The sequence below is a fragment of the Ralstonia sp. 22111 genome, assembly GCF_052045895.1.
GTDB lineage: Bacteria > Pseudomonadota > Gammaproteobacteria > Burkholderiales > Burkholderiaceae > Ralstonia > Ralstonia wenshanensis.
The window spans coordinates 320734-347167 of record NZ_JBQEPR010000005.1 but is presented as its reverse complement, the minus strand read 5'-3'; the positions used below and the strand labels follow the sequence as shown (position 1 = coordinate 347167).

23 protein-coding genes are annotated in these 26434 nt (G+C 64.6%); 9 read left to right on the top strand and 14 right to left on the bottom strand.

Annotation, left to right across the window (positions count from 1 at the left end; translation table 11 throughout):
* Positions 1-26: 26 nt before the first annotated feature.
* From def to ACTJK4_RS15650, 6 genes are all read right to left on the bottom strand, one after another.
* Positions 27-560, bottom strand: a complete 534-nt coding sequence (gene def / locus ACTJK4_RS15675) for a peptide deformylase (protein WP_045204116.1) — start codon at positions 558-560, stop codon at positions 27-29.
* Positions 557-2998, bottom strand: coding sequence for an NAD-dependent DNA ligase LigA (gene ligA, locus ACTJK4_RS15670; protein ID WP_440818326.1), 2442 nt, complete (start codon positions 2996-2998; stop codon positions 557-559). The genes def and ligA overlap by 4 nt, the downstream gene beginning before the upstream one ends.
* Positions 2999-3008: 10 nt before the next feature.
* Positions 3009-4223: a cell division protein ZipA C-terminal FtsZ-binding domain-containing protein gene (locus tag ACTJK4_RS15665; protein ID WP_440818325.1), complete on the bottom strand. Its 1215-nt coding sequence runs from the start codon at positions 4221-4223 to the stop codon at positions 3009-3011.
* Positions 4224-7739: a chromosome segregation protein SMC gene (gene smc / locus ACTJK4_RS15660; protein WP_440818324.1), complete on the bottom strand. Its 3516-nt coding sequence runs from the start codon at positions 7737-7739 to the stop codon at positions 4224-4226.
* A gap of 250 nt (positions 7740-7989) precedes the next feature.
* Entirely contained in the window at positions 7990-9036 is a 1047-nt protein-coding gene (locus tag ACTJK4_RS15655; RefSeq protein ID WP_440818323.1) for an alpha/beta fold hydrolase, read from the bottom strand.
* 37 nt (positions 9037-9073) lie between these two features.
* Positions 9074-9994: a DMT family transporter gene (locus tag ACTJK4_RS15650; RefSeq protein WP_440077026.1), complete on the bottom strand. Its 921-nt coding sequence runs from the start codon at positions 9992-9994 to the stop codon at positions 9074-9076.
* A gap of 141 nt (positions 9995-10135) precedes the next feature.
* Between ACTJK4_RS15650 and dapC the strand changes: the two genes are divergently transcribed.
* From dapC to ACTJK4_RS15605, 9 genes are all read left to right on the top strand, one after another.
* Positions 10136-11347, top strand: coding sequence for a succinyldiaminopimelate transaminase (gene dapC / locus ACTJK4_RS15645; RefSeq protein WP_440818322.1), 1212 nt, complete (start codon positions 10136-10138; stop codon positions 11345-11347).
* Between the two features lie 45 nt (positions 11348-11392).
* Positions 11393-12220: a 2,3,4,5-tetrahydropyridine-2,6-dicarboxylate N-succinyltransferase gene (gene dapD, locus ACTJK4_RS15640; protein ID WP_024975807.1), complete on the top strand. Its 828-nt coding sequence runs from the start codon at positions 11393-11395 to the stop codon at positions 12218-12220.
* Positions 12221-12280: 60 nt separating this feature from the next.
* Positions 12281-12694: a hypothetical protein gene (locus ACTJK4_RS15635; RefSeq protein WP_440818321.1), complete on the top strand. Its 414-nt coding sequence runs from the start codon at positions 12281-12283 to the stop codon at positions 12692-12694.
* A 14-nt stretch (positions 12695-12708) separates the two neighbouring features.
* Positions 12709-13053: an ArsC family reductase gene (locus tag ACTJK4_RS15630; protein ID WP_316656073.1), complete on the top strand. Its 345-nt coding sequence runs from the start codon at positions 12709-12711 to the stop codon at positions 13051-13053.
* Between the two features lie 37 nt (positions 13054-13090).
* Positions 13091-14242 carry a succinyl-diaminopimelate desuccinylase gene (gene dapE / locus ACTJK4_RS15625; protein WP_433867573.1) on the top strand — a complete coding sequence of 384 codons (1152 nt, stop codon included), beginning with the start codon at positions 13091-13093 and terminating at the stop codon, positions 14240-14242.
* Between the two features lie 10 nt (positions 14243-14252).
* On the top strand, positions 14253-14771 hold the full coding sequence (locus tag ACTJK4_RS15620; protein ID WP_440818320.1) for a class IV adenylate cyclase: 519 nt from the start codon (positions 14253-14255) through the stop codon (positions 14769-14771).
* 16 nt (positions 14772-14787) lie between these two features.
* Positions 14788-15690: a 50S ribosomal protein L3 N(5)-glutamine methyltransferase gene (gene prmB / locus ACTJK4_RS15615; RefSeq protein WP_440818319.1), complete on the top strand. Its 903-nt coding sequence runs from the start codon at positions 14788-14790 to the stop codon at positions 15688-15690.
* A 328-nt stretch (positions 15691-16018) separates the two neighbouring features.
* Complete coding sequence (locus tag ACTJK4_RS15610; protein WP_232042701.1) at positions 16019-16663, top strand: DUF1326 domain-containing protein; 645 nt, start codon at positions 16019-16021, stop codon at positions 16661-16663.
* Positions 16660-17451 (top strand): DUF2182 domain-containing protein, encoded by a 792-nt coding sequence (locus ACTJK4_RS15605; protein ID WP_440818318.1) that lies wholly within the window; start codon positions 16660-16662, stop codon positions 17449-17451. Before ACTJK4_RS15610 ends, ACTJK4_RS15605 begins: the two co-directional genes overlap by 4 nt.
* A 50-nt stretch (positions 17452-17501) precedes the next feature.
* Here the strand turns inward: ACTJK4_RS15605 and ACTJK4_RS15600 are convergent, their stop codons facing one another.
* The 8 genes from ACTJK4_RS15600 to ACTJK4_RS15565 form a co-directional block, all read right to left on the bottom strand.
* Entirely contained in the window at positions 17502-17861 is a 360-nt protein-coding gene (locus tag ACTJK4_RS15600) for a chitin-binding domain-containing protein (RefSeq protein ID WP_232042699.1), read from the bottom strand.
* Positions 17862-18175: 314 nt separating this feature from the next.
* Positions 18176-18991 (bottom strand): M55 family metallopeptidase, encoded by an 816-nt coding sequence (locus ACTJK4_RS15595; protein WP_232042698.1) that lies wholly within the window; start codon positions 18989-18991, stop codon positions 18176-18178.
* A gap of 9 nt (positions 18992-19000) precedes the next feature.
* Positions 19001-20029: a DmpA family aminopeptidase gene (locus tag ACTJK4_RS15590; RefSeq protein WP_440818317.1), complete on the bottom strand. Its 1029-nt coding sequence runs from the start codon at positions 20027-20029 to the stop codon at positions 19001-19003.
* Between the two features lies 1 nt (position 20030).
* A complete protein-coding gene (gene gsiD / locus ACTJK4_RS15585; RefSeq protein ID WP_414560583.1) occupies positions 20031-20930 on the bottom strand; it encodes a glutathione ABC transporter permease GsiD in 900 nt (299 codons plus the stop codon).
* Between the two features lie 10 nt (positions 20931-20940).
* Complete coding sequence (gsiC, locus tag ACTJK4_RS15580) at positions 20941-21864, bottom strand: glutathione ABC transporter permease GsiC (RefSeq protein ID WP_232042695.1); 924 nt, start codon at positions 21862-21864, stop codon at positions 20941-20943.
* 70 nt (positions 21865-21934) lie between these two features.
* Complete coding sequence (gsiB, locus tag ACTJK4_RS15575) at positions 21935-23500, bottom strand: glutathione ABC transporter substrate-binding protein GsiB (RefSeq protein WP_260802555.1); 1566 nt, start codon at positions 23498-23500, stop codon at positions 21935-21937.
* A gap of 37 nt (positions 23501-23537) precedes the next feature.
* Positions 23538-25385 (bottom strand): dipeptide ABC transporter ATP-binding protein, encoded by a 1848-nt coding sequence (locus ACTJK4_RS15570; protein WP_392397759.1) that lies wholly within the window; start codon positions 25383-25385, stop codon positions 23538-23540.
* 81 nt (positions 25386-25466) lie between these two features.
* Positions 25467-26429, bottom strand: a complete 963-nt coding sequence (locus ACTJK4_RS15565; protein WP_440818316.1) for an isoaspartyl peptidase/L-asparaginase family protein — start codon at positions 26427-26429, stop codon at positions 25467-25469.
* Positions 26430-26434: the final 5 nt, after the last annotated feature.

Below are 26434 nucleotides of genomic sequence, written 5' to 3'. Positions count from 1 at the left end.
CAGGTGCGACGCTCCCGCAGTCTCGATCAGTCGTCGTAATTGGCGGGCAATTCCGGGAACAGCACTTCGGTAAAGCCGAATCGCGTGAAATCCTTCACGCGCATCGGGTACAACACGCCCTGCAGGTGATCGCATTCGTGCTGTACGACACGGGCGTGGAAACCCTCGGCTATGCGGTCGATGGCGTGACCGTGCTGATCGAAGCCGGTGTAGCGCAGGCGCGTATGGCGCGGCACGACGCCACGCAGGCCCGGCACAGAGAGGCAGCCCTCCCAGCCGTCTTCCATCTCGTCCGATAGCGGCTCGATGGTGGGGTTGATCAACACCGTCTTCGGCACCGCCGGTGCGTCCGGATACCGGTCATTGCGATCGAACCCGAAGATGACGACTTGCAGATCCACGCCGATCTGCGGCGCCGCCAGGCCAGCACCCCGCGCCGCATCCATGGTGTCGAACATGTCTTCAATCAAGGCAGTCAGTTCGGGCGTATGGAAACGCTCGACCGGCTTGGCGACGCGCAGCAGACGGCTGTCGCCCATCTTGAGGATGTTTCGGATCATGCCTGGTCTCCCGCCGGTTTTTTTAACAGCGCGAGCATACCCGCTTCGTCCAGAACCTTCACGTTCAATTCTTCGGCTTTGGCGAGCTTGCTGCCGGCTTCTTCTCCGGCGACCACATAGTCGGTCTTCTTCGACACCGAACCCGATACCTTGGCGCCCGCCGCTTCCAGCATGGCCTTGGCTTCATCGCGCGTGAGGTTCGGCAATGTGCCGGTCAACACGACAGTCTTGCCGGCCAGCACGCCTTCTTCGGCGGCTTCAGCCGGCATGGCGGCAAGCAGTTCGTCGCGCAGTGCGTCGAGCCGCTCCAACTGCGTGCGATGGTCGTGCGAGCCCAGCCATTCGAGCAGCGATGCAGACACATCCGCCGGCAGCCCGGCCAACTGATCGGACTCCACGCTGGCCAACCGGGCAAGCGTTGGCGCTGCCACAGCCAATTGCCTGGCACGCGCGGCTGTCAGCTTGGGCACGCCAAGCGTGGCGTACAGCTCGGCTGGCTCCAGTTTCTCGCGCAGCTTCGCGTTTGGCGCGTGCTCGCCCTGCGGTGCAACACCGGCTTCCAGCAGCGCATCGAGCGCCTGCTGGTTCTTCTGTTCGGCAAAGAAATCGGCGATGGCTTCGGCCACCGTGGCACCCACGTCGGGCAGCGCCAGCAGCAGCGGCGCCGGCGCGCGCCGGATGACGGCCAGACTGCCGAGCCAGTCCGCGAGCGTCTTGGCGGTCGACTCGCCCACGTGGCGAATGCCGAGCGCAAACAGGAAACGCGCCAGCGGCGGCGTCTTGCTGGCCTGGATGCCTTCCAGCAGATTCTCAGCCCACTTGGTGGCGATCTTGCCGGCAGCGACGGTTTCCGGTGTCGCGCCATCGCGCTCATCTGCGCGGCGCTTCATTTCCAGGAAATCTTCGAGCTTGAGTTTGTACAGGTCCGCGATGCCGTGTACGTAGTCCAGCTCGACCAGGTTGTCGATGTATCGCTCGCCCAGGCCTTCGATGTCCATCATGCGGCGGCCGGCAAAGTGGCGGATCGCCTCTTTACGCTGTGCCGAGCAGAACAGCCCGCCTGAGCAGCGGGCCACCGCCTCGCCCTCTTCGCGCACGACGTGCGAACCGCACACCGGGCACGTCTTCGGCAGTTCGAACGGCGGGTACTTCGGCCGCTGCTGCGGACTGAACAAATCGCTGCCCGGCACGTCATCCATTGGCCGGCGATCAAGCACCACACCCACCACCTCGGGGATCACGTCACCGGCGCGCCGGACGATCACGGTGTCGCCAACGCGCACATCCTTGCGGCGCACTTCGTCTTCGTTGTGCAGCGTCGCGTTGGTGACCGTCACGCCGCCAACGAACACCGGCACAAGCCGCGCCACCGGTGTGATGGCGCCCGTGCGACCGACCTGCACGCCAATCGATTCGACGGTGGTCAGCGCTTCCTGCGCCGGATATTTGTGCGCGACTGCCCAGCGCGGCTCACGCGTGCGAAAGCCGAGTTCGCGCTGCAATGCGAGTGAATTGACCTTGTAGACCACGCCGTCGATATCGAACGGCAAGCTGTCGCGCTTGGCGCCGATAGCCTCATGAAACGTAACCAGCCCGTCTCCGCCCTTTACCGCAGCGCGCTCCGTGCTGACCGGAAAACCAAACGCCTGCAACGCGTCGAGCATGCCGGAATGCGTGTCGGGCATGCCCTGCCAGCCGACCACCTCGCCCAGGCCATAGGCGAAGAAAGATAGCGGGCGCTCGGCCGCCATTTTCGGATCGAGCTGGCGGACGGCGCCGGCCGCGGTGTTGCGCGGATTGACGAACGTCTTGTCGCCGCGCTCGCGCTGGCGGGCGTTGAGCTTTTCGAAATCGTCGCGGCGCATGTAGACCTCGCCGCGCACTTCCAGCACGTCGGGCACATGGCCGCCAACAGGCGACAGCCCGAGTGGAATCTGGCGGATCGTGCGGATGTTCTGCGTGACGTCTTCGCCGGTGGTGCCGTCGCCGCGCGTGGCGGCCTGCACGAGATAACCGCGCTCGTAGCGCAGGTTGATCGCCAGGCCATCGAACTTCAGCTCAGCGGCATATTCGACGGGCGGGTCGGTGTCGTCGAGGCCCAGTTCGCGGCGTACGCTGGCGTCGAATGCGCGCGCGCCGTTGGCGGTGGTGTCGGTCTCGGTGCGGATCGACAGCATGGGAATGACATGCCTGACCGCCGCAAATTCGGGCAAGACAGCCCCGCCGACCCGCAGCGTGGGAGAGTCCGGCGTCTTCAGCTCAGGATGATTGGCTTCCAGCGCTTCCAGCTCGCGATAGAGCCGGTCATATTCAGCGTCGGGCACGCTGGGCTGGTCGAGCACGTAGTACTCGTGGGCGTAGCGGTTCAGCTCGGCGCGCAGCCACGCTGCCCGCGCCTCGGGCGTGGCGCCGGACGCGGGTTTCGCAGTCTTACTCATCGTGCGTCCGTCAGTGGCTGAACAAGCGCACCGCGGTGCTGGAACCGGCCGGGATGCCGCGCGATTCGAGCTTGTCGTACAGCACCCGCAGATGCTTCTGGATGGCGACGAACGATTGCTCCGTCAGCGGACGCAGGTTGTCATCCACCACCTGCGCACCCATGCGCTGCGACAGCGTGTAAGCGTATTCGCACACCAGCTTGAACGGCTTGCTTGCCTCTTCCGCCACCGGCACATCAAGCAACAGCGTGATCTGGCGGCCGGCCTTGACGGTCAGGTCATCGCGCAGGAAATTGGTATCACCGAACTGCAGCGTGAACAGTGCGCGCTGCACACCGTCAGCGCCCGCGTGGAAGCGTGTGAAACGCGTGCCGTCGCGCGAAAGCACGAGGCCGTCTTGCGTGGCCACCGTCTGCACGTATGCCGCCGACCAGGGCGCCCCATCGGAGATCACACTCACGCCCAGTTGCACATCACACTCGGCGGCAAAGGCGTCGAGTTCGCGCGCATTGGAAATCGTCTCGCTCATATCCGGAAGCTCGGGCACGGCATCAGCCGCTTCCGACAGCGGATCAATCGCGTTGATGAATTCCGAGAACTCCAGCGCATTCAGCGGGCCCGTGCGGTTGGCCAGCTGCACGGCCACTTGCACGTCAAGGTAGCGCTGACCGGCGCGGATGGCTTCCCACGCATTGGCGGCGGGGTTCAAACCTTCCACGTGGATCTGCTTGGTGCCCGCGCGTCGCAGCTTGGTCAGCGCCGGCAGCAGCCGGTCGCCCGACACTTCGCGTTCCGGATGCAGCGGCACGATGCAATCGATCAGCGGATCGATCACGCCGTTTGCAGGCTCCAGCGAACCCGGGGCTGGTTCGGCGATCTCTTCCGTCTCGGCGGCCTCGAGCGCAGCCTCGTCGCCCGAGGGCGTGAGTTCAGCGCCGATTACCCCCGCTTCGGTTTCGGCGCTGCCCGTGGCGGGCGTGTGCGCCTTCGCCGAGAAACCAGGCTCGAGACGCGGTTCAACGCGGTTGGCGTCATCACGCTCGCCACCCAGGGCGGGTTCGGCGCGCTCGGTCCAACCCTCGCCGCGCGGGATCTCGTCGACGGGCGGGTTGTACGCTTCGGGGCGGCGCGCCTTGCGGATCTGCCACTGGTTGTACACAACGATCACCAGCACAAACACCACGCCGGCGCCCAGCAGGGCCATCACCAGGTTGTTGTCCTGCATTTATGCTGCCTCCGCCATGGTCAGTGCGGCATCCATATCCACCGCCACGATCCGGGACACACCTTGTTCCTGCATGGTCACACCGATGAGCTGTTGCGCCATTTCCATCGCAATCTTGTTGTGAGAAATAAAAACGAATTGAGTCTTGTCGGACATGCGCTTGACCATGTTGGCGTAGCGCTCGGTATTGGCGTCGTCCAGCGGCGCGTCCACCTCATCGAGCAAGCAGAACGGGGCCGGGTTCAACTGGAACATCGCAAACACCAGCGCTATGGCGGTCAGCGCTTTCTCGCCGCCCGACAGCAGGTGAATCGTCGAGTTCTTCTTGCCCGGCGGCTGCGCCATCACCTGCACGCCCGCGTCGAGAATCTCTTCGCCGGTCATCATCAGCTTGGCCTGGCCGCCGCCGAACAGCGTCGGGAACAGTTCGCCAAAGTGATAGTTGACCTGGTCGAACGTGCCTTGGAGCAGCGCACGCGTTTCCTGATCGATCTTCCGGATGGCGTCTTCGAGCGTGGTGATGGCGTCGGTCAAATCGGCCGATTGGGCATCAAGGAAGCCCTTGCGCTCGCGCGCCGCAGCCAGCTCGTCGAGCGCGGCCATGTTGACCGGGCCGAGCGCGTTGATGGCGTTGTTGATGCGCGTGACTTCACCTTGCAGGTACGAAGGTTTCAGGTCGCCCGTCAGGCGTTCAGCCAGCGCGGCTTCGTCCACATTGGCAGCGGTGAGCTGCTCGGTGAACTGCTCCTGGTTCAGGCGCGCGGCCTGCTCCTTCAGTTGCAGTTCGGTGATGCGATCGCGCAGCGGTTGCTGGGCGCGTTCGGCAGTCAGGCGTTGCTCGTCGTGCGTGCGCAGTTGCGCGGTCAGCGCATCCAGCTCCATGCGCGCCTGCCCAAGTTTTTCTTCCTTCTCGGCGCGGCGCTCCAGCGCTTCCTGCAGCCCGGTATGCGCGGTCTGCTCGTTGATGGTTTCCAGCTCGGCGCGTGCGTTCTCCAGCGTCAGCACGATCTGCTGCGCCTGATCGCTCGCCACCTGGATGTTGCGCTTCAGTTCGGCAATGCGGTTCTGCAGATTGCGCTCGGCAAAGTGCGCCTCTTGTGCGCCGCGCTCCTGATCGCGCAAGGCGTTGCGCGCGTCGCTCAGGCGAACTTCAAGCGCTTCGAACGCCTGTTGGTTGTCTTCAAACCGCGCCTGCATGTCGGCGAGCGCCGCATCGTGCTGCTCGAACGTCGCTTCGGACTCGGCACGGATGGCACGCTGCTCTTCGATCTGCGCGCGAATCTCTTCCAGCTCACTGTCGATCTGGCCGCTGCGCGCGTTGTAGCGCTCCATCGCCTGCGACAGTTTGAGCACATCCATCTGCAACACGTGGACGCGGCGCGTGGCCTGCTCGGCACGGGCGCGCACCTGCGTGAGGTTTTGGCTGGCCTGGCTGTACGCCGCTTCAGCGCGCACGGCAGCGCTCTTGGCTTCGTCTGCCAGCAGCATCTGCGCACGCACCTGCTTGTTCAGGTTTTCGATTTCCTGCGCGCGCGCCAGCATGCCGGCCTGTTCGGAATCGGGCGCGTACAGCTGCACCGACGACCGGCCGATCAAGTGCCCGGCCTTGACGACAAACGTGCCGCCTTCCGGCAGCGTCTGGCGCGCGGCGAGCGCAGCCTGCATATCGTCGGCGACATAGACGTCGGCCAGCCAGTCTTGCAGCACGGCACGCATGCCCGGCTCCGTCACTTGCACCAGCGACATCAGCGGCCGCAACCCGGCCGGCGTTTCCACCGGACGCGCTGCGGGCGGCGGCGCATAGAAGGCGAGCTTGGCGGGCGGCGCGTCGGCCGCAAACGCCTTGATCCAATCCAGGTTGGAGACTTCGAGCGCGCCAAGCTTTTCCCGCAGCACCGCTTCGAGTGCGGGTTCCCAACCCTGCTCGATCTGCAGCTTCTTCCAGAAGCGCGGCAGCTCGCTCAGTTCATGCTTGGCCAGCCACGGCTGGACCTTGCCGTCGGTCTGTACGTTCTCCTGCAGCTGCTTGAGCGCGGCGAGGCGGGCTTCCAAGCTGGCGATGGCGGCGGCTTCGGATTGCACACGGTCTTGCGCGGCACGGCGTGCCTCGTCGAGCTGCGGCACCTGCGTCTCGGCGTCTTCCAGCCCGGCTTGCGCTTCGGCCAGCACCTCTTCCTGCTCCGCCAGTTCGGCACGCAGCGTTTCGAGCTGCACGTCGTCCGGCTTGTCGAGGCCCGAGGACTCCTGCGTCAGACGTTCGCGGCGCTGCTCGAGCTGCAGCACGGCCTGATCGGCATTGCGCTGGTGCGCGGCTTCGAGCTTGAGCGCCTGTTCCGATTGCAGGATCGCAGCGCGCTGGTCGTTCAGCGCAGTCTGCGCATCACGCCATTGCGCTTCCATGGCGGGCAGTTCGTCGGCTTTGCGCGCGACGTCCTCGGCGGCCTGCGCGGCACGCTCCTCGGCCATGGCCAGCTCTTCCTCGGCCGCGGCCAGGTCTTCCTGCGCCTGCTCGCCCTGCGTATGCCACTGTTCCTGCTGCGCGGTCAGCGTGGCGATTTGCTGCTGGATGCGGTTGCGCGATTCCACCACGTAGCGGATCTCGGCTTCCAGGCGGCTGACTTCGGAGTTGGCTTCGTAGAGCGCGCCCTGCGCCGCATGCATCGCATCGGACGACGCGTAATGCGCAACGCGCATCGTTTCGAGTTCGGCCTCGATATGGCGCAACTGCGCGGTCTGCGCTTCCAGGTCGATCTGCGCCTGTTCGATGGCGCGCTGATGCCGTTCCTGCTCGGCTTGCGCTTCACGCTTGCGCAGCAGCCACAGCAAGTGCTGCTTCTCTTCGCCGTCGGCCTGCAGCGCCTGGAAGCGCTGCGCGACTTCGGCCTGGCCCTCGAGCTTTTCGAGGTTGGTGCCCAGTTCGCGCAGGATGTCTTCCACACGCGTGAGGTTTTCGCGCGTATCGGAGAGACGGTTTTCGGTTTCGCGGCGACGTTCCTTGTACTTCGACACCCCCGCGGCCTCTTCCAGGAAGATGCGCATGTCATCGGGCTTGGCCTCAATGATGCGAGAGATCATCCCCTGCCCGATGATGGCGTAGGCGCGCGGCCCGAGGCCCGTGCCGAGGAAGATGTCCTGGATGTCGCGACGGCGCACCGCCTGGTTGTTGATGAAGTACGAGGAGGTACCGTCGCGGCTGAGCACGCGCTTGACCGCCACTTCGGCGTATTGGCTCCACTGGCCGGCGGCGCGGCCTTCCGCGTTGTCGAAGACGAGTTCGACGCTGGCGCGGCCAGCCGGCTTGCGCTGGGTCGAGCCGTTGAAGATGACGTCCTGCATCGACTCGCCACGGAGTTCCGCGGCGCGTGATTCGCCGAGCACCCAGCGCACGGCATCGATGATGTTGGATTTACCGCAACCGTTCGGGCCGACGATGCCGACAAGCTGGCCCGGAACATGGAAATTGGTCGGATCGACGAAAGACTTGAAGCCTGCGAGCTTGATCGAAGAGAGGCGCACGTTGTGTTCGTCTCGAAGGGATCAGAAAAGGGGATAAAGCGGGCGCCCAAGGAACGCGCCTTTATCGTCACATCTTCACCGTAAAACGTGAAGTGGCAAGGCACGCCCCAAGGGCGCGGATGGCGCCATCATACCATTCGCACCCCTGCCCCCCGCCAATCAAATCGCTACAAAAATGGACGAAATTTGCAGCGCAGGAAGGCAAATTGCTGCGGATTTGTAAGCAGTTTCACCTTCTTGACAAATAGCGTCAGTCCGGACGGCGCGTGCGCGAGCGTTCCGGGGCGGCGAGCCAAGCGAGCAGCGCATTGTGCAGCGCGTCAGGATCCTGGATTTGTGGCGCATGGCCCGCATCCGGCAATTCCACCAGCGTCGCGCGGGGGATGGCCTTGGCGGCCGCCCGGCCAAGCTCGGGGTAATGGCCCAGCTGTGCGCGCACTTCCGGCGGCGCGGCGTCCTTGCCGATGGCGGTGGTGTCTTTCTGGCCGACGAGTAGCAGCGTCGGGGGGCGCAACTGGCCGAACTCATAGACGACGGGCTGCGTGTAGATCATGTCGTACAGCAGCGCGGAATTCCACGCCACCAGATCGCGCCCCGGGCCGCGGTACATGCCGGCCAGCATCTGCACCCACGGTTCGTATTGCGTGCGCCATTGCCCGGCGTAGTACGTGGATTGCTCGTAGGCGCGGATGCGCTCGGCGGTGGTCTGCTTTTCACGCGCGAACCACTGGTCGACGGTCAGGGACGGCACGCCTTTGGCCTTCCAGTCTTCCAGGCCGATCGGGTTGATCATCACCAGCCGCGACACCGCATTCGGATACATCAGCGCGTAGCGCGTCGCCAGCATGCCGCCCGTCGAATGTCCGATCAGGATGGCTTGCTCGATTCCAAGCGACGCCAGCAGCGCATGCGTATTGTTCGCCAGTTGCTGGAACGTGTACTGATACGCGCGTGGCTTGCTCGATTTGCAGAAACCGATCTGATCGGGGGCGATCACGCGGTAGCCGGCACCTGTGAGCGCAGCGATCGTGCCTTCCCAGGTGGCCGCGCAGAAATTCTTGCCGTGCAGCAGCACCGCCACCTGACCGTTGGGCTGCTTGGGCGCGACGTCCAGATACGCCATCTCCAACGCATTGCCCTGCGACTCGAACTTGAAGAGTTTGACCGGTGCCGGGTAATCGAAGCCTTCCAGGCGCGGGCCATACGCGGGGCCGGTCTTTGCAGGAGCGGCGCCGACGGCCGCAGCGGCTGTCGACAGCGCAAACGTCAGCGCGATGGCAATCGAACGAAGCAACATCGGCAACCCCTCGGTTGATTTGCGAAACACCTGCAGCCTACTTGCGCCGCAACAGCCCCGACAGCGCGCCCGCCAGGATGATGCAAGCGCCACCCAGCATTTCTTGGGGAGACAGGCGCTCCGCTGTCAGCAGCGCCGACGACACGGCTGCCACCACGATTTCAAACAGCATCAGCAGCGCCGCGCGATTGGCCGGCAAGCGTTGCAGGCCGCGCTGCACCAGCGCATTGCCGCCGACCAGTACGCAGGCCATGCCCGCCAGCAGCAGCCACGTATTGCCCTGGGAAAAAGCCGCCGGCACCGTGCGCACGCCATCGAGCATCAGCGCAGCCGGAAAACCCACCAACGCGCAGCCGGTGAAGACGACCACGGTCCGCATCTCCGGGCGCATGGTCGGATGACGCTGCCCCGCCAGGCGTGACAGCACGTTGTTGCACGCAAATGCCAGCCCTGCAATCAGCCCCGCCCATTCCGCCGCTGAACCGGGCCACGGCGTGCCGGCCTCGCCCGACCACAGCATCATCACCGCCCCCGACAGCGCCAGCGCGAGCAGCACGCCGCCACGCCAGCCCAGCCGCTCGTGCAGCCACAGGCGCGCGAGCAGCGCCGTCCACACGGGCGTCAGATAGAACAGCAGCAGCACCCGCATGACCGTGCCGTGCACCGTGCCCCAGACGAAGCCCGCGTTGGTGATGCCCGCCGCGATCCCGAGCGCCGGGATCAGCCACGACCAATGGAACGTCGAAAAGTGACGACGCAGCACTACGGCGGCCAGCACGGCCGCAGCGGCACCCGTCATCGACGAGGCCAGCATGCTGCCGAGCCCCCAGCCGGCCAGCAGCCGGTACGGATACCAGGAAATGCCCCAGACCGAAGCGCCCAGGAGAATGAAGAGTGCCGCCGCCCATTGCGGCTCGTGGTGAGCGGACGCGTCCGCCGAGGAGGCTATCGATGTCATCTAAGCAATAAAAAAACGGCGGAAATCCGCCGCATGCAGCATTGTCTTGGGGCGGCCAGCACACGTTGGCCGTATAATTTCGGGCTTCCCGGCAAGCGCCAAGCTTGCCCGCTGACCAGCCCAACACCGCCGCCCAACACCGTGAATCCGCGTCTGTCCGCCCTCCAGCCGTATCCGTTCGAGAAACTGAAAGCGCTTGTGAAGGACGTCTCGCCCAGCGCCGTCCATACACCGATCAGCTTCGGCATCGGCGAGCCCAAGCATCCGACGCCGGCCCTGGTGAAAGACGCGCTGACGGCGGCGCTTGGCGGGCTGGCGAATTATCCCACGACGCTCGGCTCCGATGCACTGCGACAGTGCATCGCCGCATGGCTGGAGCGCCGCTACGGCTTGCCGAAGGTCGATCCGGCCACCGAGGTCATCCCGGTCAACGGCTCGCGCGAGGCGCTGTTCTCGTTCGCGCAAACCGTGATCGACGGCAGCAAGCCCGGCGCCCGCGTGCTGTGCCCGAACCCGTTCTACCAAATCTACGAAGGCTCGGCGCTGCTGGCCGGCGCCACGCCGCTATTCGCCAACAGCAACCCGGCGCGCAACTACGCGCCCGACTTCGCCGCGATCACGCCCGAAGAATGGCGCAACGTGCAGCTCGTCTTCGTATGCAGCCCGGGCAACCCGACCGGCGCCGTGCTCACGCTAGAAGACTGGAAGCAACTCTTCGCGCTGTCGGACGAATATGGCTTCATCATCGCCTCGGACGAGTGCTATTCCGAGATCTATTTCGACGAGGCCAACCCGCCGCTGGGCGCGCTGCAAGCCGCCCACAAGCTGGGCCGCGGCTTTGACCGCCTGGTGATGTTCTCGAGCCTGTCCAAGCGCTCCAACGTGCCGGGCATGCGCTCCGGTTTCGTGGCCGGCGACGCCAAGCTGCTCAAGGCCTACCTGCTGTATCGCACGTATCACGGCAGCGCGATGAGCCCGTCGGTGCAATCCGCTAGCATCGCTGCGTGGAACGACGAGGCCCACGTGCGCGACAACCGCGCGCAGTACGTCAAGAAGTTCCAGCAGGTCACGCCGATGCTAGCCGAAGTGCTGGACGTGGCCTTGCCCGACGCAGCCTTCTACCTGTGGGCCAACGTCAAACGCACGGGCCTGTCGGACACTGAATTCGCACGCCAGCTGCTGGCCGCTAAAAACGTCGCCGTGCTGCCAGGCAGCTACCTCGCGCGCGAGGCGCACGGCACGAATCCTGGCCAGGACTACGTGCGCATCGCGCTGGTGGCCGGCGTGGACGAATGCCTGGAAGGCGCGCGCCGGATTGTCGAATTCTGCGTCGAGTCCCGCCAGCAACGCTGACCCCTTACCCCATTTTCCCGAATTTCTCCTAGAGCGAACACAGCCATGACGCAACAACTGCAATCCCTGATCGATCAAGCGTGGGAAGACCGCGCCAACCTGTCGCCCAAGGCCGCTCCGGCCGATGTCCGTGAAGCCGTCGCCAACGTGATCGGCCAGCTCGATCGTGGCGCGCTGCGCGTGGCCGAGAAGAAGGACGGCGAGTGGATCGTCAATCAGTGGATCAAGAAAGCCGTGCTGCTGTCGTTCCGCCTGGAAGACAACGCCCCGATGGCTGCCGGCGGCTTCACGCAGTTCTACGACAAGGTGCCGAGCAAGTTCGCCAACTACACGGCAGAAGACTTTGCCGCTGGCGGCTTCCGCGTGGTGCCGCCAGCCGTGGCGCGCCGTGGCTCGTTCATCGCCAAGAACGCGGTGCTGATGCCGTCGTACGTGAACATCGGCGCTTACGTTGACGAAGGCACGATGGTCGACACGTGGGCCACCGTCGGTTCGTGCGCACAGATCGGCAAAAACGTTCACCTGTCGGGCGGCGTGGGCATCGGCGGCGTGCTGGAGCCGCTGCAGGCCAACCCCGTCATCATCGAAGACAACTGCTTCATCGGCGCCCGCTCGGAAGTGGTGGAAGGCGTGATCGTTGAAGAAAACTCGGTGATCTCGATGGGCGTGTACCTGGGCCAGTCGACCAAGATCTACGACCGCGAAACCGGTGAAGTCAGCTATGGCCGCATCCCGGCGGGCTCGGTGGTGGTGGCGGGCAACCTGCCGTCGAAGGATGGCACGCACAGCCTGTACTGCGCCGTGATCGTCAAGAAGGTCGACGCCAAGACGCGCGCCAAGGTGGGCCTGAACGAGCTGCTGCGCGGCGATTAAGCATCGGCGCAAGGCATGCCTGCTAGTCTTGCGGGCATGCCAACCACTTGAAGCCCAGCCATGTCCGAACGCAATGCCACCGGCACCCGCTTCGGCACGCTGCGCCAACGCATCATGGGTCTTGATCCAAACACCATCGGGACTGTCCTGTCGCTGCTGCCCACCATCCTGGAGCAAGCGAACAAGACCATCGACAAGTTCAAGAACCGCAAGAAAACCGGGACTGAGCCTGCCCGCGGAGAAGGCGCCGCGCCTGACCCGAATACACGGATTGCCGAGCTGGAAGCGGCGATCCTGCAGCAGGCCGAGTCCGTCAAGCTGCTGGCCGAACAGCACGCCATCACCATCGACGCGTTGCGCGACGAAGCCGCGCGGCTGGAGCGCCGCCTCAAGCGCATGACGTGGATGGCGTCCATCGGCTTTGCCTTGGCCGTTGTTGCCCTCTCGTTTGCCCTGCAAGCCTCTCGACACTGATTGCGAATCCCACCATGACGACCCTGCACGGCATCCCCAATTGCGACACCGTGAAGAAAGCCCGCACGTGGCTCGAATCGAACGGCATTGCCTACACCTTTCACGATTTCAAGAAGCAAGGCGTGAGCGCCGACATGCTGGCCGGCTGGCTCAAGCATGTGCCGCTCACCACGCTGCTCAACCGCAAGGGCACCACGTGGCGCGCGCTGTCTGACGCCGACAAGGCCCGCGCGGAAGACGAAGCCGGCGCCATCGCGCTGATGCAGGCCAACCCGTCGCTGATCAAGCGGCCAGTGCTCGTGCACGAAAAGAGCGTCAACGTCGGCTTCTCGGCGGATCAGTACGCCGCCCTGTTCTAACCACAACAACATCACCGTGACTGTCGTCATGTCGAACATGCAGCCCACGCTTGCCCTCACTGAAGACCTGATCCGCCGCCGCTCCGTCACGCCCGAAGACAAGGGTTGCCAGGACGTGCTGATCGAACGCCTGACCGCAGCCGGCTTCGAATGCGAAACCGTGATCAGCGGCCCGGACCACTTTCGGGTGACCAACCTGTGGGCCGTCAAGCGCGGCCGGGCCGGCACCGACGGCAAGCTGCTCGTTTTCGCGGGCCACACCGATGTGGTGCCGACCGGCCCCGTCGAGCAATGGCACTCCGACCCGTTCGAGCCCACGCACCGCGACGGCAAGCTCTACGCCCGTGGCGCAGCCGACATGAAGACATCGATTGCAGGCTTCGTGGTGGCATCGGAAGAATTCGTTGCCAAACATCCGGACCACGCCGGCTCGATCGGCTTCCTGATCACCAGCGACGAAGAAGGCCCCGCGCACGACGGCACCGTCAAGGTGTGCGACCTGCTGCGTGCACGCGGCGAGCGCCTTGACTACTGCGTGGTCGGTGAACCGACGTCGGTGTCGACACTCGGCGATATGGTGAAGAACGGGCGACGCGGTTCGCTGTCGGGCAAGCTCACGGTCAATGGCGTGCAAGGCCACATCGCCTATCCGCATCTGGCCAAGAACCCGATCCACCTGGCCGCGCCGGCGCTGGCGGAACTGGCCGCTGCCAAGTGGGACGACGGCAACGCGTACTTCCCGCCGACCACATGGCAGATGTCGAATATCCACGGCGGTACGGGCGCGACGAACATCATTCCCGGCCACGTCACGATCGACTTCAATTTCCGCTTCTCGACCGCGAGCACACCGGACGGCCTCAAGGCGCGCGTGCACAGCATTCTCGATGCGCATGGCCTCGACTACACGCTCGATTGGACGCTGGGCGGCGAGCCCTTCCTGACCGAGCGAGGCGACCTCTCCGAAGCCCTGTCCTCCGCCATCCAGGCCGAGTGCGGCGTGACGACCGAACTGTCGACCACGGGCGGCACGTCGGACGGCCGCTTCATCGCCAAGATCTGCCCGCAGGTGATCGAGTTCGGCCCGCCGAACGCGAGCATCCACAAGATCGACGAACACGTCGAAGTGGCGTTTATCGAGCCGCTGAAAAACGTGTATCGCCGCGTCTTGGAAACGTTGATCGCCTGAGGTTGCCCCGATGGCGCGCAACGTCGAGATCAAGGCGCGTGTGCGCGATGTGGCGGCACTCATCGAGCGCGCGGCTGCCATCGCGGATTCCGGCCCCGAACGCATCGAGCAGGACGACACGTTCTTCGCCTGTGCGAACGGGCGCCTGAAGCTGCGGCAGTTCTCGCCCGAGCGCGGTGAGCTGATCCACTACTTCCGCGCCAACAGCGCCGGCCCGCGCGTGTCGGACTACCACATCGTTCCGACCAGCGCGCCCGACGCGCTGCGCGACACGCTGGCCGCCGCCATCGGCACGGCCGGCCGTGTCGTCAAGGTGCGCCAGCTGTATCTCGCCGGCCAGACGCGCATTCATGTCGATGCAGTGAAAGACCTCGGCGATTTCGCCGAACTCGAAGTCGTGCTGCGCGATACGCAGTCCGAAGACGACGGCGTGAAGATCGCCCACCAACTGATGCACGCCCTCGGCATTGCCGAATCCGACCTGCTCGACGTGGCCTACGTCGACCTGCTCGCTGCCACCCAACGCTGAGCCATACCCGTCAACCATGACCACGCCTACCCTCCCCGCCTCCCACCCGTTCACCACCGTCCGCGATCTGCTGCGCTACGCCGTATCGCGCTTCACCGCCGCCGGCCTTGTTTTCGGCCATGGCAGCGAAAACGCCTACGACGAAGCCGCTTACCTGATCCTGCACACGCTGCACCTGCCGATCGACACGCTGGAGCCCTTCATGGACGCGCGCTTGCTGCCCGAAGAAGTGGCCGCCGTGCTGAAGGTGATCGAGCGCCGTGCCGTCGACCGGGTGCCCGCCGCGTACATCACGCACGAGGCGTTCATGCACGGCATGCGCTTCTACGTGGACGAGCGCGTGATCGTGCCGCGCAGCTTCATCGGAGAATTCCTCGAAGACGGGCTGGAACCGTGGATTGACCAGGAGGACGGCCCGACCGATGTGCTGGAGCTGTGCACCGGCTCGGGCTGCCTGTCGATCCTGGCGGCGCTGCAATGGCCCAATGCGACCATCGACGCGGTGGACCTGTCGCCGGACGCACTGGTTGTGGCCAATCGCAACGTCGCCGATTACCACCTGGAAGAGCGCATCCGCCTGCACGAAGGCGACCTGTATGCGCCGCTGCCGCCGGGCGTGCATTACGACGTGATCCTGACGAACCCGCCGTACGTGAACGAGGCGTCGATGCAGGCGCTGCCACCCGAATACCGCGCCGAGCCACGCATGGCCCTGGCCGGCGGCACCGACGGTATGGACATCGTGCGTCGCATTCTGGCCGATGCGCCACGCCATCTGAAGCCGCACGGCGTGCTGGTTGTCGAGATCGGCAACGAGCGCGAAAACGTTGAAGCGGCGTTCCCCGATCTTGATCTGGTCTGGCTGCCGACCAGCGCAGGCGAAGACCAGGTATTCCTGGTCACGCGCGAGGCGCTGTAAGACGCTGAGCCAAGCGCGCCTCCTGCCATTGCAGCAGGCGCGTTCCGTATCGCTGGCAAGGCAGCATCCGCAGCCAGAACAGCCGCAACGGTTTTGCGCTTCGGCATCGCGGGACATCGAGCGTTGCGCCGCAAGATGCATCCCCGGCCCATCGTCCATGCGGTCCAATCCCCGTCTTGACTTCCCCTCGCCGTGCACTAGGGTCTGATTATGCGTGGAAGGTGCGCACGCCTTAAGCCAGCCGCCCCAGTTTCAGCCCACGCAATCCGTCGTCCTACGACGACGCGCGTCAGGCGCGCACGCGCCTGGAAGAGGCAGGAGAACCACCATGACTCCGTGGGAAATCCAAGGGACTGAGCTCATCAACTGCAATTGCTCATACGGTTGCCCGTGTCAGTTCAACGCGCTGCCAACCAAAGGTATCTGCGAAGCGATGGGCGCGATCTCGATCGACAGCGGCTACCACGGCGATGTGCAACTCGACGGCGTGAAGATCGCGCTCTTGTTCCATTGGCCCGGCCCCATCCACGAAGGCAAAGGCAGATGTCAGCCGATCGTCGACGAGCGCGCCACCCCGGCACAACGCGAAGCCATCCTGAAAATCATGGCAGGGCAAGATACCGAACCGTTCGCGACGATGTTCTCGGTATTCGCGTCGACGTTTGAGCAGGTATTCGATCCGATCTTTACGCAGATCGACTACGACGTCGATGTCGATGCCCGACGCGGCCGGATTCATGTCGATGGCATATTCGATACCGTTGGCGAACCGATCCGTAATCCGGTGACGGGCGCCGAACACCGTGCCCGCATCGATCTGCCGCACGGCTTCGAATACGAACTGGCCGAGGTTGGCTCCGCCACCAGCCACTCACAGGGCAACATCGCGCTGGATCTCAAAAATTCTTACGGGCAATTCGCGCGACTGCACCTGAACAACAAGGGACCGATTCGGCATCGCACCGCTGCATGAGCGGCCTCGAAAGCGTCCTCCAACGCGAGCGCGTCATCACGGGACTCGGCATCGTTGCCGTAGTCACGCTGTCTTGGTGGTATCTGTGGACGGGTGCAGGCATGGGTATGTCCGCACTCGACATGACGGCGTTCACGCTGTTTCCGCATCGATTGCCTAGCGGCATCGGCGGCATGGATGCATCGTTGCCCACCGTGACCCTGATGTGGTGGGTGATGATGACCGCGATGATGACGCCCAGCGCGGCACCGCTCATCTTGCTGTATCTGCGTGTTCTGCGGCACCACGGCACGGGCGAGGCCAGGTCGGCAATCCTTTCGGTAAGTCTTCTGGCCGGTTACCTGGTTGCGTGGCTGGCTTTTTCCCTAGGTGCGGCATCCCTGCAGATGGCGCTGCAACCGACGGGCCTCATTTCAGAAATGATGCTGTGGTCAAAGAGCGCGGGGCTCTCCGCAGCGGTGCTGGCAGCAGCGGGGGCGTATCAGTTCTCTGCGCTCAAGCGCGCATGCCTGGCGCAGTGCCGCTCGCCGGTGGGCTTCCTGACCGCGCATTGGCGCCCTGGCGCGGCAGGCAGCTTCTTGCTGGGCATGCGCCACGGCGCGTATTGCGTAGGCTGCTGCTGGGTGCTGATGGCCTTGCTCTTTGTGGGCGGCGTCATGAATCTCGTCTGGATTGCCGCTCTGTCGCTCGTCGTCTTTGTGGAGAAGATCCTGCCCCGCGGCGAACACGTCGGCCGCGTGCTGGGCGCCGTGCTGATTGCCTGGGCAGGTGCCACGCTGCTGGTTTGATCCCGTGCGGCCGGCAATGCGGATTGTCCGGATACCGCGCATGGCAGCCGTCAGGACTTCACCTCATCACATGCGTCTTTCACGACGCAGATGGAAAAGCGCTTATCGAACACCTGACCGCTCGGGCAGTGGTCGAAGACGGCTTGCGACTGGGCGTCGCAGGTCGCGTAGGCGGTGGTGCAGTTGGTGCGCACGGGTTGCTTGGGACCGCGGTTGGTACCGTCGTCGATCATGAAACGGCCCGATGGCGCGGGGCATTTGAATTCTGCGGCGGCCTTGGCCAGTGCGGCGGCAGCCTTTTCGGCCTTCGACGTCTGCGGCGTGGGCGGATTGGCCGGGGACGGGCGGCGGTCGCAGGCCGTTAGTGCTAGCGCACACAGCAGCATGCCGAGTGTGAGTGCGCGGGTCATGGGGGGCTCCTTCGGGGTTGGGTGTCCTGAAGTTTACGCTGCGATGTGCGTTTTTGGTCTATCCCTGTTTCGTCCCCTGCCGGGGCCGACCTACTTTCTTTGTCTTGCCAAAGAAAGGTAGGCAAAGAAAGGCGCGCCCGAGATGGCGACTTCCCCTTGAATTTCTGTAACCGGGCGAAGACGGGGAAAACTCGCTGCGCTCAGACAGTTCCCCGTCTTTTTTCCGCCGGCTTACAGAAACTCAAGGCGCCATCTAGGGCAGGAACGTCAACGGCCAAACCGTCTGGTCCTAGGGTTGGCGTCGATTGAGGCGCTCAGCGGAGCATCGCGGACATGGCAGAGAGGCTGTTGAGCATGCGCACGGCGTGCTCGACCGAATCGGCCGCGAAGCGCAGCATCGTGCCGTCGACGCGTTCCAAGGCGGGCCATTGGCAGAACAGGTCGGCCTGTGCGGGCGTTTGCGTTTGCAGCCGGCACACGATCGGTGCCTGCAGGCGCAGCGGCATGCTGAAGTGCCCGCGCTGTACCGTTGCCTTCACCGCCGCGTAGATGGCGTCGCACGATTGCTCAGGCGAGAGCGACGTGCCGGCGTTCTGGCCTTCGGCCTGCTTGGTCTCGACAAACGCGGTGTGCGGCAGCAGCGGCTTGGTTTCCTTGATGAACACGTCGTCGCCGCTGGCCACGGCCACCGGCACACCGCGCTCGCCGGCGAGGGCGCCGTAGAGGCCGGCTTCGCCCAGCTCCTGCTCGTTGAACCAGACGCGCGCAAACGCGAAGCTGTTGATGGTGTGTGCCAACACGCCGCGGCTGCCCGCGCGCGCGTGGTAGCCGATCATGCAGACTGCATCGCAGCCGTCCACGCCGGCCATCATGCTGAGGTAACGCGGTTTGCCGAGGACGAAGCGTGCGCGGCGGTCGATGGAATCGGGGATGAGGTTACGGAAGCCGCCGTGCGAATCGTTGACGAGTACGTCAGTGGCGCCACCATCGAAGGCGCCGCGAACAGCTGCATCGGCTTCGGCAGTCATCCAGCGGCGGGCGCGTTCGTACTCAGCGTTACCGGCACGCGTTTGCTCGGGGTGGAACACGTTGGCCACGCCTTCAATGTCGGCGGAAATCAGGATGCGCATGGAGTCAGGTCAGAGCAATTCGGTCAGGGCGCGGCGCGTGTTGCCGTCTCGGCCGGTGACGGCGGTCGCGTGGAACAGCGCGTGCACGATGGCTTGTTCGACGCTGTCGGCGGCGGCCTGGAACAGCGGGTCGAGGTGCGATTCGTGGGTCATGGCGACGGCCGGCATGGCGCGTGTGCCTTCGTGCGGCACGGTGTAGGCGGTGGAGAACGCGAGCGCGATGTCGCCGCTGCCATGGCCGAAGACGGAGCCGGTACGCGCCAGACCTGCGCCCGCGCGCAAGGCGAGGCGGCGCAACTGACGCGCGTCCAGCGGCGCATCGGTGGCGAGCAGCATGATGATCGAACCTTTCTCGGGCTCTGGGGCAACGGCGGCCAGCGCTTTCGCCAGTTCCTCTCCGACACTGCGTCCCGCAAGTGTCAGGTTCTGCGTCACACCAAAGTTGGACAGCACCAGCGCACCGACCGTACGTTTGGCGCCGTCGGCAAGCGTCACCACGCGTGACGCAGAACCGATGCCGCCCTTCACACCAAACGACGACATCCCACGCCCTGCCCCGACCGCGCCCTGCTCGAACACTTCGGCTGCCGCAGCGTGGGCCGCGTCGTAGTGCACGTCCTGCACGGCAAACGCCTGCAGGTCGTTCAGATAGCCGTCATTGCATTCGAAGACGAGCGGGTTGACAGTCGACCATGTGCGGCCGATCTGCGGGTTGGCTGCAACGGCCTGGAGGATCTGCGCCTGCGCCACAGCGCCCACGGCAAACGTGTTGGTCAGCGCGATCGGTGTTTCCAGCACGCCCAGCTCATCCACCTGCACTAGGCCGATGCTCTTGCCGAAGCCGTTGAGCACCACGCTGGCCGCGGGCACTTTGTCGCGGAACGGGTCACCCGCATGCGGGCGCACCACCGTCACGCCGGTCTGGATGTCGCCGCCAGCAATGGTGGCATGGCCAACGGCGACGCCCGCCACGTCGGTGATGCTGTTGCGCGCACCAGCAGACAGCGCGCCGATGTGTGGAATGGTGAGGCGCGTCATCTCAGCGACGGTCGATCTTCGGATCCAGCGCGTCGCGCAGTCCGTCGCCCAGCAGGTTGAATGCCAGCACGGTCAGGAAGATCGCCAAACTCGGGAAGATCGCCACGTGCGGCGCCGTCACCATGTCGGCGCGCGCCTCGTTGAGCATCGCGCCCCACTCTGGCGTGGGCGGTTGTGCGCCCAGGCCCAGGAACGAGAGGCTGGCTGCGGTGATGATCGAGGTGCCGATCCGCATCGAGAAGTACACGACGATGGACGAGATCGTACCCGGCAGGATGTGCCGCATGATGATGGTCCAGTCCGACGCGCCGATGCTGCGCGCAGCTTCCACATACGTCAGGTGCTTGAGCATGAGCGTGTTGCCGCGCACCAGCCGCGCAAATGCCGGGATGCTGAACACCGCCACGGCAAAAACGACGTTCATCATGCCGTTGCCCAGGATGGCCACAATGCCGATCGCCAGCAGGATGCCCGGGAAGGCGAACAGCACGTCGGAGATGCGCATGACGATGCGGTCCCACCAGCCTTCGTAGTAGCCGGCCAGCAGGCCGAGCACGGTGCCCACGATGGCGCCGATAATGACCGACACGAAGCCCGCTTCCAGCGAGATGCGCGTGCCCATCAGGATGCGGCTGAAGATGTCGCGGCCCAGCGAATCGACGCCGAACCAATGCTGCGCCGACGGCCCCGCGTTGAGCGCGTCGTAGTCGAAATAGTTTTCCGGATCGAACGGCACGATGTGCGGCGCGAGGATGGCGATCACCACCAGCGCGATCACGAACACACCGGCGCCCATCGCCAGATGCTGCTTGCGGAACTTGCGCCAGAACTCGGTCCACGGCGTGCGGACGGGCTCTGCAGCGGTTTGCGGCGCGACCGCCACGCTTGTTGCCTGTGTCATGGCGGTCTCCTTACTTCTTGTAGCGGATGGTCGGATTGATGATCGTGTAGAGCACGTCCACCACCAGGTTGATCAGGATGAATTCCAGTGAGAACAGCAGCACCTCGGCCTGAATGACGGGGTAATCGCGCATCTCCACTGAATCCACCAGCAGCCGACCAAGGCCCGGCCAGTTGAACACCTTCTCCACCACGATCGAGCCGCCCAGCAGGAAGCCGAACTGCAGCCCCATCATGGTCACCACGGGAATCATCGCGTTGCGCAGGCAATGCTTGATGACGACCACCGTTTCGCGCACGCCCTTGGCCCGGGCGGTGCGCACAAAATCTTCCTGCAGCACTTCGACAAACGAAGCGCGAGTGAAGCGCGCCATCACGGCAGCCACCGCAGCACCCAGCGTGAGCGAAGGCAGGATGTAGTGTTTCCAGCTCTCGGCGCCGATGGACGGCAGCCAACCGAGCTGCACCGAGAACACTTCCATCAGCAGCATGCCCAGCGCGAAAGCCGGAAACGAAATCCCCGACACAGCCAGCGTCATGCCCAGGCGATCCGGCCACTTGTTGCGCCACACGGCCGAAGCAATGCCGATGGCCATCCCGAAGATCACCGCCCACACCATGCTCGCAATCGTCAGGTTCAGCGTCGGCATGAAGCGATCTCCGATCTCTTCGCTCACCGGACGCTTGGTACGGATCGAGTTGCCGAACTCGCCGCGCACGGCGTTGGCGAAGAAGCGCACGAACTGCTCGTGCATCGGCTTGTCCAGGCCCAGGTCTTTGCGCACCAAGCCAACGGTCACGTCATCGGCCTCGGGGCCGGCCGCGAGCCGGGCCGGATCACCCGGCAGCAGGTGCACGAACAGGAACACCAGCACTGCCACGATCAGCAGTGTCGGGATCACGCCCAGCACACGTTTAATGAAGTAGTTCAGCATGGCAAATCCACCGCAGGCGGCAATTCAACGGCCCGCGCAACGGCTGCGCGGGCCGGTACGGCAATGAGACTTACTGCTTGATGTCGATATCGTCGAAGCTGAACGAGCCGTCCGGTGCCACGTAGGCACCCGAGAGACGCTTCGAACGCGCGTAGATGATCTTCTCGGTCACCAGGAAGGCCCACGGTGCGTCTTCCCAGATACGCTTCTGGGCGTCGGTGTAGAGCTTCGACTTTTCAGCACGATCGGTGGTGCGCAGTGCGCCGGCAATGTCGGCATCGACCTGGTCGTTCTTGTAGTACGCCGTGTTCAACGATTTGGGCGGCATCGACTCCGAAGCCAGCAGCGGACGGAGTGCCCAATCCGATTCACCCGTCGATGACGACCAGCCTGCGTAGTACATGCGCACGCCGGCGTCTTCCGGCTTGGGCACGCTTTCCACGCGCTCGACGCGCTGGCCGGCTTCCAGCGCCTGCACCTGAGCCTTGATGCCGACCTGGGCCAGTTGCTGCTGCACGAACTGGATGATCTTCTGCGCCGTCGTGTGGTTGTAGGCCGACCACAGTTGCGTCTCGAAGCCGTTCGGGTAGCCCGCTTCCTTCAGCAGCTCTTTCGCCTTAGCCGGGTTGTACGGCCACGGGCCCAGCTTGACCGCGTAATCCACGCCCTGCGGCACCACGCCGTCGGCTGGCACGGCATAACCCGAGAACGCCACCTTGGTCAGCGCATCCTTGTTGATGGCGTAGTTGATGGCCTGACGCACCTTCGGATTGTCGAACGGCTTGACGCGCGTGTTGAACGACACGTAACGCTGGATGATGGAAGGCGCGGCGATCAGATCCACCTTCGGGCTGTTCTTGAGTACGGCCGCCTGCTCGAACGGAATGCTGAACGCGAAATCCGCCTCGCCCGTCTGCATGACGGTGGCGCGCGTGTTGTTGTCCACCACCGGCTTCCACGTGATGGTGTCGATCTTGGGCAGCCCGTGCTTCCAGTAGCCGGCGAATTTCTTGCCCTTCAGATCATCGGTCTGCTTCCACTCGACAAACTCGAACGGGCCGGTGCCGACCGGGTGGAAAGCAATGTCCTTGCCGTACTTCTTGAGTGCCGTGGGCGAAATCATCGCGGCCGACGGGTGCGCCAGCACGTTGATGAACGGCGAGAACGGCTCCTTGAGCGTCACGCGCGCGGTGTACGGGTCCACCACTTCGGTCTTGGCGACACGGTTGAACAGGGTGTAGCGCTTGAGCTTGTTGGCCGGGTCCGTCACGCGGTCCAGGTTGGCCTTGACGGCGTTGGCATCAAACGTGGTGCCGTCGTGGAACTTCACGCCCTTGTGCAGCTTGAACGTGTAGACCAGGCCGTCCTTGCTGACCTCGTAGCTGTCGCACAGCACGTTGACGAGCTTCATGTCCTTGTCGAAGCCGAACAGGCCTTGATAGAACGACTTGGCGGCGCTGAACGACAGCGTGTCGTTCGCGTCGTACGGGTCCATCGTGGTGAAGGTCGAGTAGACCGCCATCACGGCGTCCTTGGCGGCAAAGGCCGGCATGGTGAATGCCGCCAGGGCCAGGCCGCTGGCAACCATGGCTGCACGCGGGCCGAATGCGACTCGGTGGGCAAAGCGATTGAACATTTCCTTCCTCCTCATCAAAGATGACGTCTCACTGCATTCAATAAGCGCCGCCAATCGAATGGCGGGCAACAAAGTGGTCTGGCGCCACTTGCACCAACGGCTGCACCACCGGCAGGTCGCCAATGGCACGGATCGGGCTGGGAATTTCGTGCGTGGAGAGTTCACGCTTCAGGTGGCGGCGCGCCGGGTCCGCAATCGGCACGGCTGACATCAGCTTCTTCGTATAGGCGTGCTGCGGGTTTTCGAAGATGGCGCGGCGCGGGCCGATCTCGACGATCTGGCCGAGGTACATCACCGCCACGCGATGGCTGATGCGCTCCACCACCGCCATGTCATGCGAGATGAACAGGAACGCAACGCCAAATTCCTTCTGCAGGTCGAGCATCAGGTTGACGATCTGCGCCTGGATCGACACGTCCAGCGCGGACACAGACTCATCGGCAATCACCACCTTCGGGTTCAGTGCCAACGCACGCGCAATGCAGATGCGCTGGCGCTGCCCACCCGAGAACTCATGCGGATAGCGCGACGCATGCGCGGCCTGCAGGCCCACCTTGTCGAGCAGCCACTCCACCCGTTGCTGCGCCTCTTTGCCGGAGGCCACCTTGTGCACCAGCAGCGGCTCCATGATGGAGTAGCCGACCGGCACGCGCGGGTCCAGCGAGGCGAATGGGTCCTGGAAGATGAACTGGATGTTTCGGCGCAGCGTCTGGAGCGCAGGCCCCTTCAACTCGCCGATGTTCTGGCCGGCAAATTCGATGCTGCCGCTCTGGCTATCCACCAGACGCAAGAGCGACCGTCCCGTCGTCGACTTGCCGCAGCCCGATTCGCCGACCAGCGCCAGCGTCTCACCAGGGTAGAGATCAAAACTGACCTGCTCCACGGCATGCACCCGGCGCGTGACGCGGCCAAAGATGCCCGTGGGCACGTCAAAGCGCGTGACGAGATCCCGCACACGCAAAATGGGTTGCACATCGTGCGACGCCGCCGGTTGCGGTGTCGTGTCGACCGCAGCGGCCGTGCCATCCACACGCAGCAGCGGAAAACGCGCTGGGCCATCGGTGCCTTGCATCGAGCCCAAACGCGGCACGGCTGAGAGCAGCGCACGCGTATACGGATGCGCAGGCTGTGCAAAAACGGTGGCAGATGGCCCCTCTTCCACGCGGTCGCCCTTGTACATGACGAGCACGCGGTCGGCCACTTCCGCCACCACGCCCATGTCGTGCGTGATGAACACCACCGCCATGTGCAGCTCCTGCTGCAGCGCGCGGATCAGTTGCAGGATTTCGGCCTGGATGGTCACGTCCAGCGCGGTGGTCGGCTCATCCGCAATCAGCAGCGACGGCTTGCACGACAGCGCCATCGCAATCATCACGCGCTGGCGCATGCCGCCCGACAGTTGGTGCGGATAGCGCCCCAGCACGTTGCGCGCTTCGGGAATGCGCACCAGCTCCAACATGCGCAGGGCCTCGGCCTTTGCCTGGCTATGCGTCTTGCCCTGGTGCAGACGAATCGATTCGGCAATCTGCTCGCCCACGGTAAACACGGGGTTGAGCGAGGTCATCGGCTCCTGGAAGATCATCGCGATGTCGGCGCCGCGCACACCGCGCATGGCGGCTGGGCTAGCGTTGGCCAGATCCAGCACTTCGCCGTTGCGGCGGCGCAGGTGCATCTGCCCGCCGACGATCTTGCCGCCACCGTGCTCCACCAGCCGCATCAGCGCCAGCGACGTCACCGACTTGCCCGAGCCCGATTCGCCCACCACGGCCAGCGTCTCGCCCCGGTCGACGTGGAACGACAGGTTGCGCACCGCGTCGACCACGCGCTCGGACGTGGCAAAGCGCACGCTCAGGTCTTGCACCTGCACGATGCGCTGATCGGGCATCGCAATGACGCTGCTGGCACTGGGCTGTTTGGTTGCTGTCACGACAAATCTCCTGCTGTCCGGCTTGGCGGGTTCGATTTCTTACCGATAGATCGACACAACGGGCACTTGCGCGCCGCGTGCGAACCCGCGGTACATCCCTTCAGTGTTGAACGGCAACGCAACGTTGCCCAGCGCATCCACGGCGATCAGGCCACCGCGGCCATTGATGGCCATCAGCTTGCGCATGACCACGTCGTCGGTTGCATCAGCCAGTGACTTGCCGGCGTATTCCATCTGTGCGGCAACGTCGTAGGCAGCTACGGCGCGCATGAACATCTCGCCCGTGCCCGTGCACGACACCGCCGCCACGTTGTTGGCAAAGCAGCCCGCGCCAACGATGGGCGTATCGCCCACGCGGCCGACCTTCTTGTTGGTGACGCCGCCCGTGGAAGTGGCCGCCGCAAGGCGCCCTTGCGCGTCGCATGCCACGGCGCCCACGGTGCCGAACTTGCTGTCGGGGTCGATGGGTGCGGCTTCCTTGGCCACGAGCGACGCGGCATCGTGATCGAGCAGCGCCATGCCGTCCTGCTGGCGGGCGCGCTGCCATTGGGCGTAGCGCGCTTCGGTGTAGTAGTAATCGGGCTCGACAAACTCCAGGCCCTGCGCCTGTGCGAAGGCCTCGGCGCCTTCGGAGGTGAACAACACGTGTTCGCTGCGCTCCATCACCGCGCGGGCGGCGAGGATCGGGTTGCGCAGGCGCTTGACGCAGGTGACCGCGCCGGCAGCCAGCGTGGCGCCATCCATGATCGACGCATCGAGTTCGTACGTGCCGGCGCTGGTGAGCACCGCGCCCTTGCCGGCGTTGAACAGCGGGCACTCTTCGAGCAGGCGCACGGCTTCGGTCACGGCATCCAGCGCGCTGCCGCCATCGACGAGGATGCGTTGCCCAGCGGCCAGGATGTCGTTCAGCGCCTGCTGGTAGGCGGCTTCCTTGTCGGCACTCATGGCCGTGCGGGTGATGGTGCCGGCGCCGCCGTGGATGGCGAGGATGGGCGTAGTCATGCGTG

Bases quoted from the DNA above. Each gene is read 5' to 3' on its own strand.
- ligA (WP_440818326.1), bottom strand. From the start codon at position 2,998: ATGAGTAAGACTGCGAAACCCGCGTCCGGCGCCACGCCCGAGGCGCGG.
- gsiD (WP_414560583.1), bottom strand. From the start codon at position 20,930: ATGACACAGGCAACAAGCGTGGCGGTCGCGCCGCAAACCGCTGCAGAG.
- ACTJK4_RS15620 (WP_440818320.1), top strand. From the start codon at position 14,253: ATGGCGCGCAACGTCGAGATCAAGGCGCGTGTGCGCGATGTGGCGGCA.
- dapD (WP_024975807.1), top strand. From the start codon at position 11,393: ATGACGCAACAACTGCAATCCCTGATCGATCAAGCGTGGGAAGACCGC.
- ACTJK4_RS15665 (WP_440818325.1), bottom strand. From the start codon at position 4,223: ATGCAGGACAACAACCTGGTGATGGCCCTGCTGGGCGCCGGCGTGGTG.
- ACTJK4_RS15605 (WP_440818318.1), top strand. From the start codon at position 16,660: ATGAGCGGCCTCGAAAGCGTCCTCCAACGCGAGCGCGTCATCACGGGA.
- ACTJK4_RS15650 (WP_440077026.1), bottom strand. From the start codon at position 9,994: ATGACATCGATAGCCTCCTCGGCGGACGCGTCCGCTCACCACGAGCCG.
- ACTJK4_RS15595 (WP_232042698.1), bottom strand. From the start codon at position 18,991: ATGCGCATCCTGATTTCCGCCGACATTGAAGGCGTGGCCAACGTGTTC.
- ACTJK4_RS15635 (WP_440818321.1), top strand. From the start codon at position 12,281: ATGTCCGAACGCAATGCCACCGGCACCCGCTTCGGCACGCTGCGCCAA.
- ACTJK4_RS15565 (WP_440818316.1), bottom strand. From the start codon at position 26,429: ATGACTACGCCCATCCTCGCCATCCACGGCGGCGCCGGCACCATCACC.
- ACTJK4_RS15570 (WP_392397759.1), bottom strand. From the start codon at position 25,385: ATGCCCGATCAGCGCATCGTGCAGGTGCAAGACCTGAGCGTGCGCTTT.
- dapE (WP_433867573.1), top strand. From the start codon at position 13,091: ATGCAGCCCACGCTTGCCCTCACTGAAGACCTGATCCGCCGCCGCTCC.
- gsiC (WP_232042695.1), bottom strand. From the start codon at position 21,864: ATGCTGAACTACTTCATTAAACGTGTGCTGGGCGTGATCCCGACACTG.
- ACTJK4_RS15600 (WP_232042699.1), bottom strand. From the start codon at position 17,861: ATGACCCGCGCACTCACACTCGGCATGCTGCTGTGTGCGCTAGCACTA.
- ACTJK4_RS15610 (WP_232042701.1), top strand. From the start codon at position 16,019: ATGACTCCGTGGGAAATCCAAGGGACTGAGCTCATCAACTGCAATTGC.
- ACTJK4_RS15630 (WP_316656073.1), top strand. From the start codon at position 12,709: ATGACGACCCTGCACGGCATCCCCAATTGCGACACCGTGAAGAAAGCC.
- ACTJK4_RS15590 (WP_440818317.1), bottom strand. From the start codon at position 20,029: ATGACGCGCCTCACCATTCCACACATCGGCGCGCTGTCTGCTGGTGCG.
- def (WP_045204116.1), bottom strand. From the start codon at position 560: ATGATCCGAAACATCCTCAAGATGGGCGACAGCCGTCTGCTGCGCGTC.
- gsiB (WP_260802555.1), bottom strand. From the start codon at position 23,500: ATGTTCAATCGCTTTGCCCACCGAGTCGCATTCGGCCCGCGTGCAGCC.
- ACTJK4_RS15655 (WP_440818323.1), bottom strand. From the start codon at position 9,036: ATGTTGCTTCGTTCGATTGCCATCGCGCTGACGTTTGCGCTGTCGACA.
- prmB (WP_440818319.1), top strand. From the start codon at position 14,788: ATGACCACGCCTACCCTCCCCGCCTCCCACCCGTTCACCACCGTCCGC.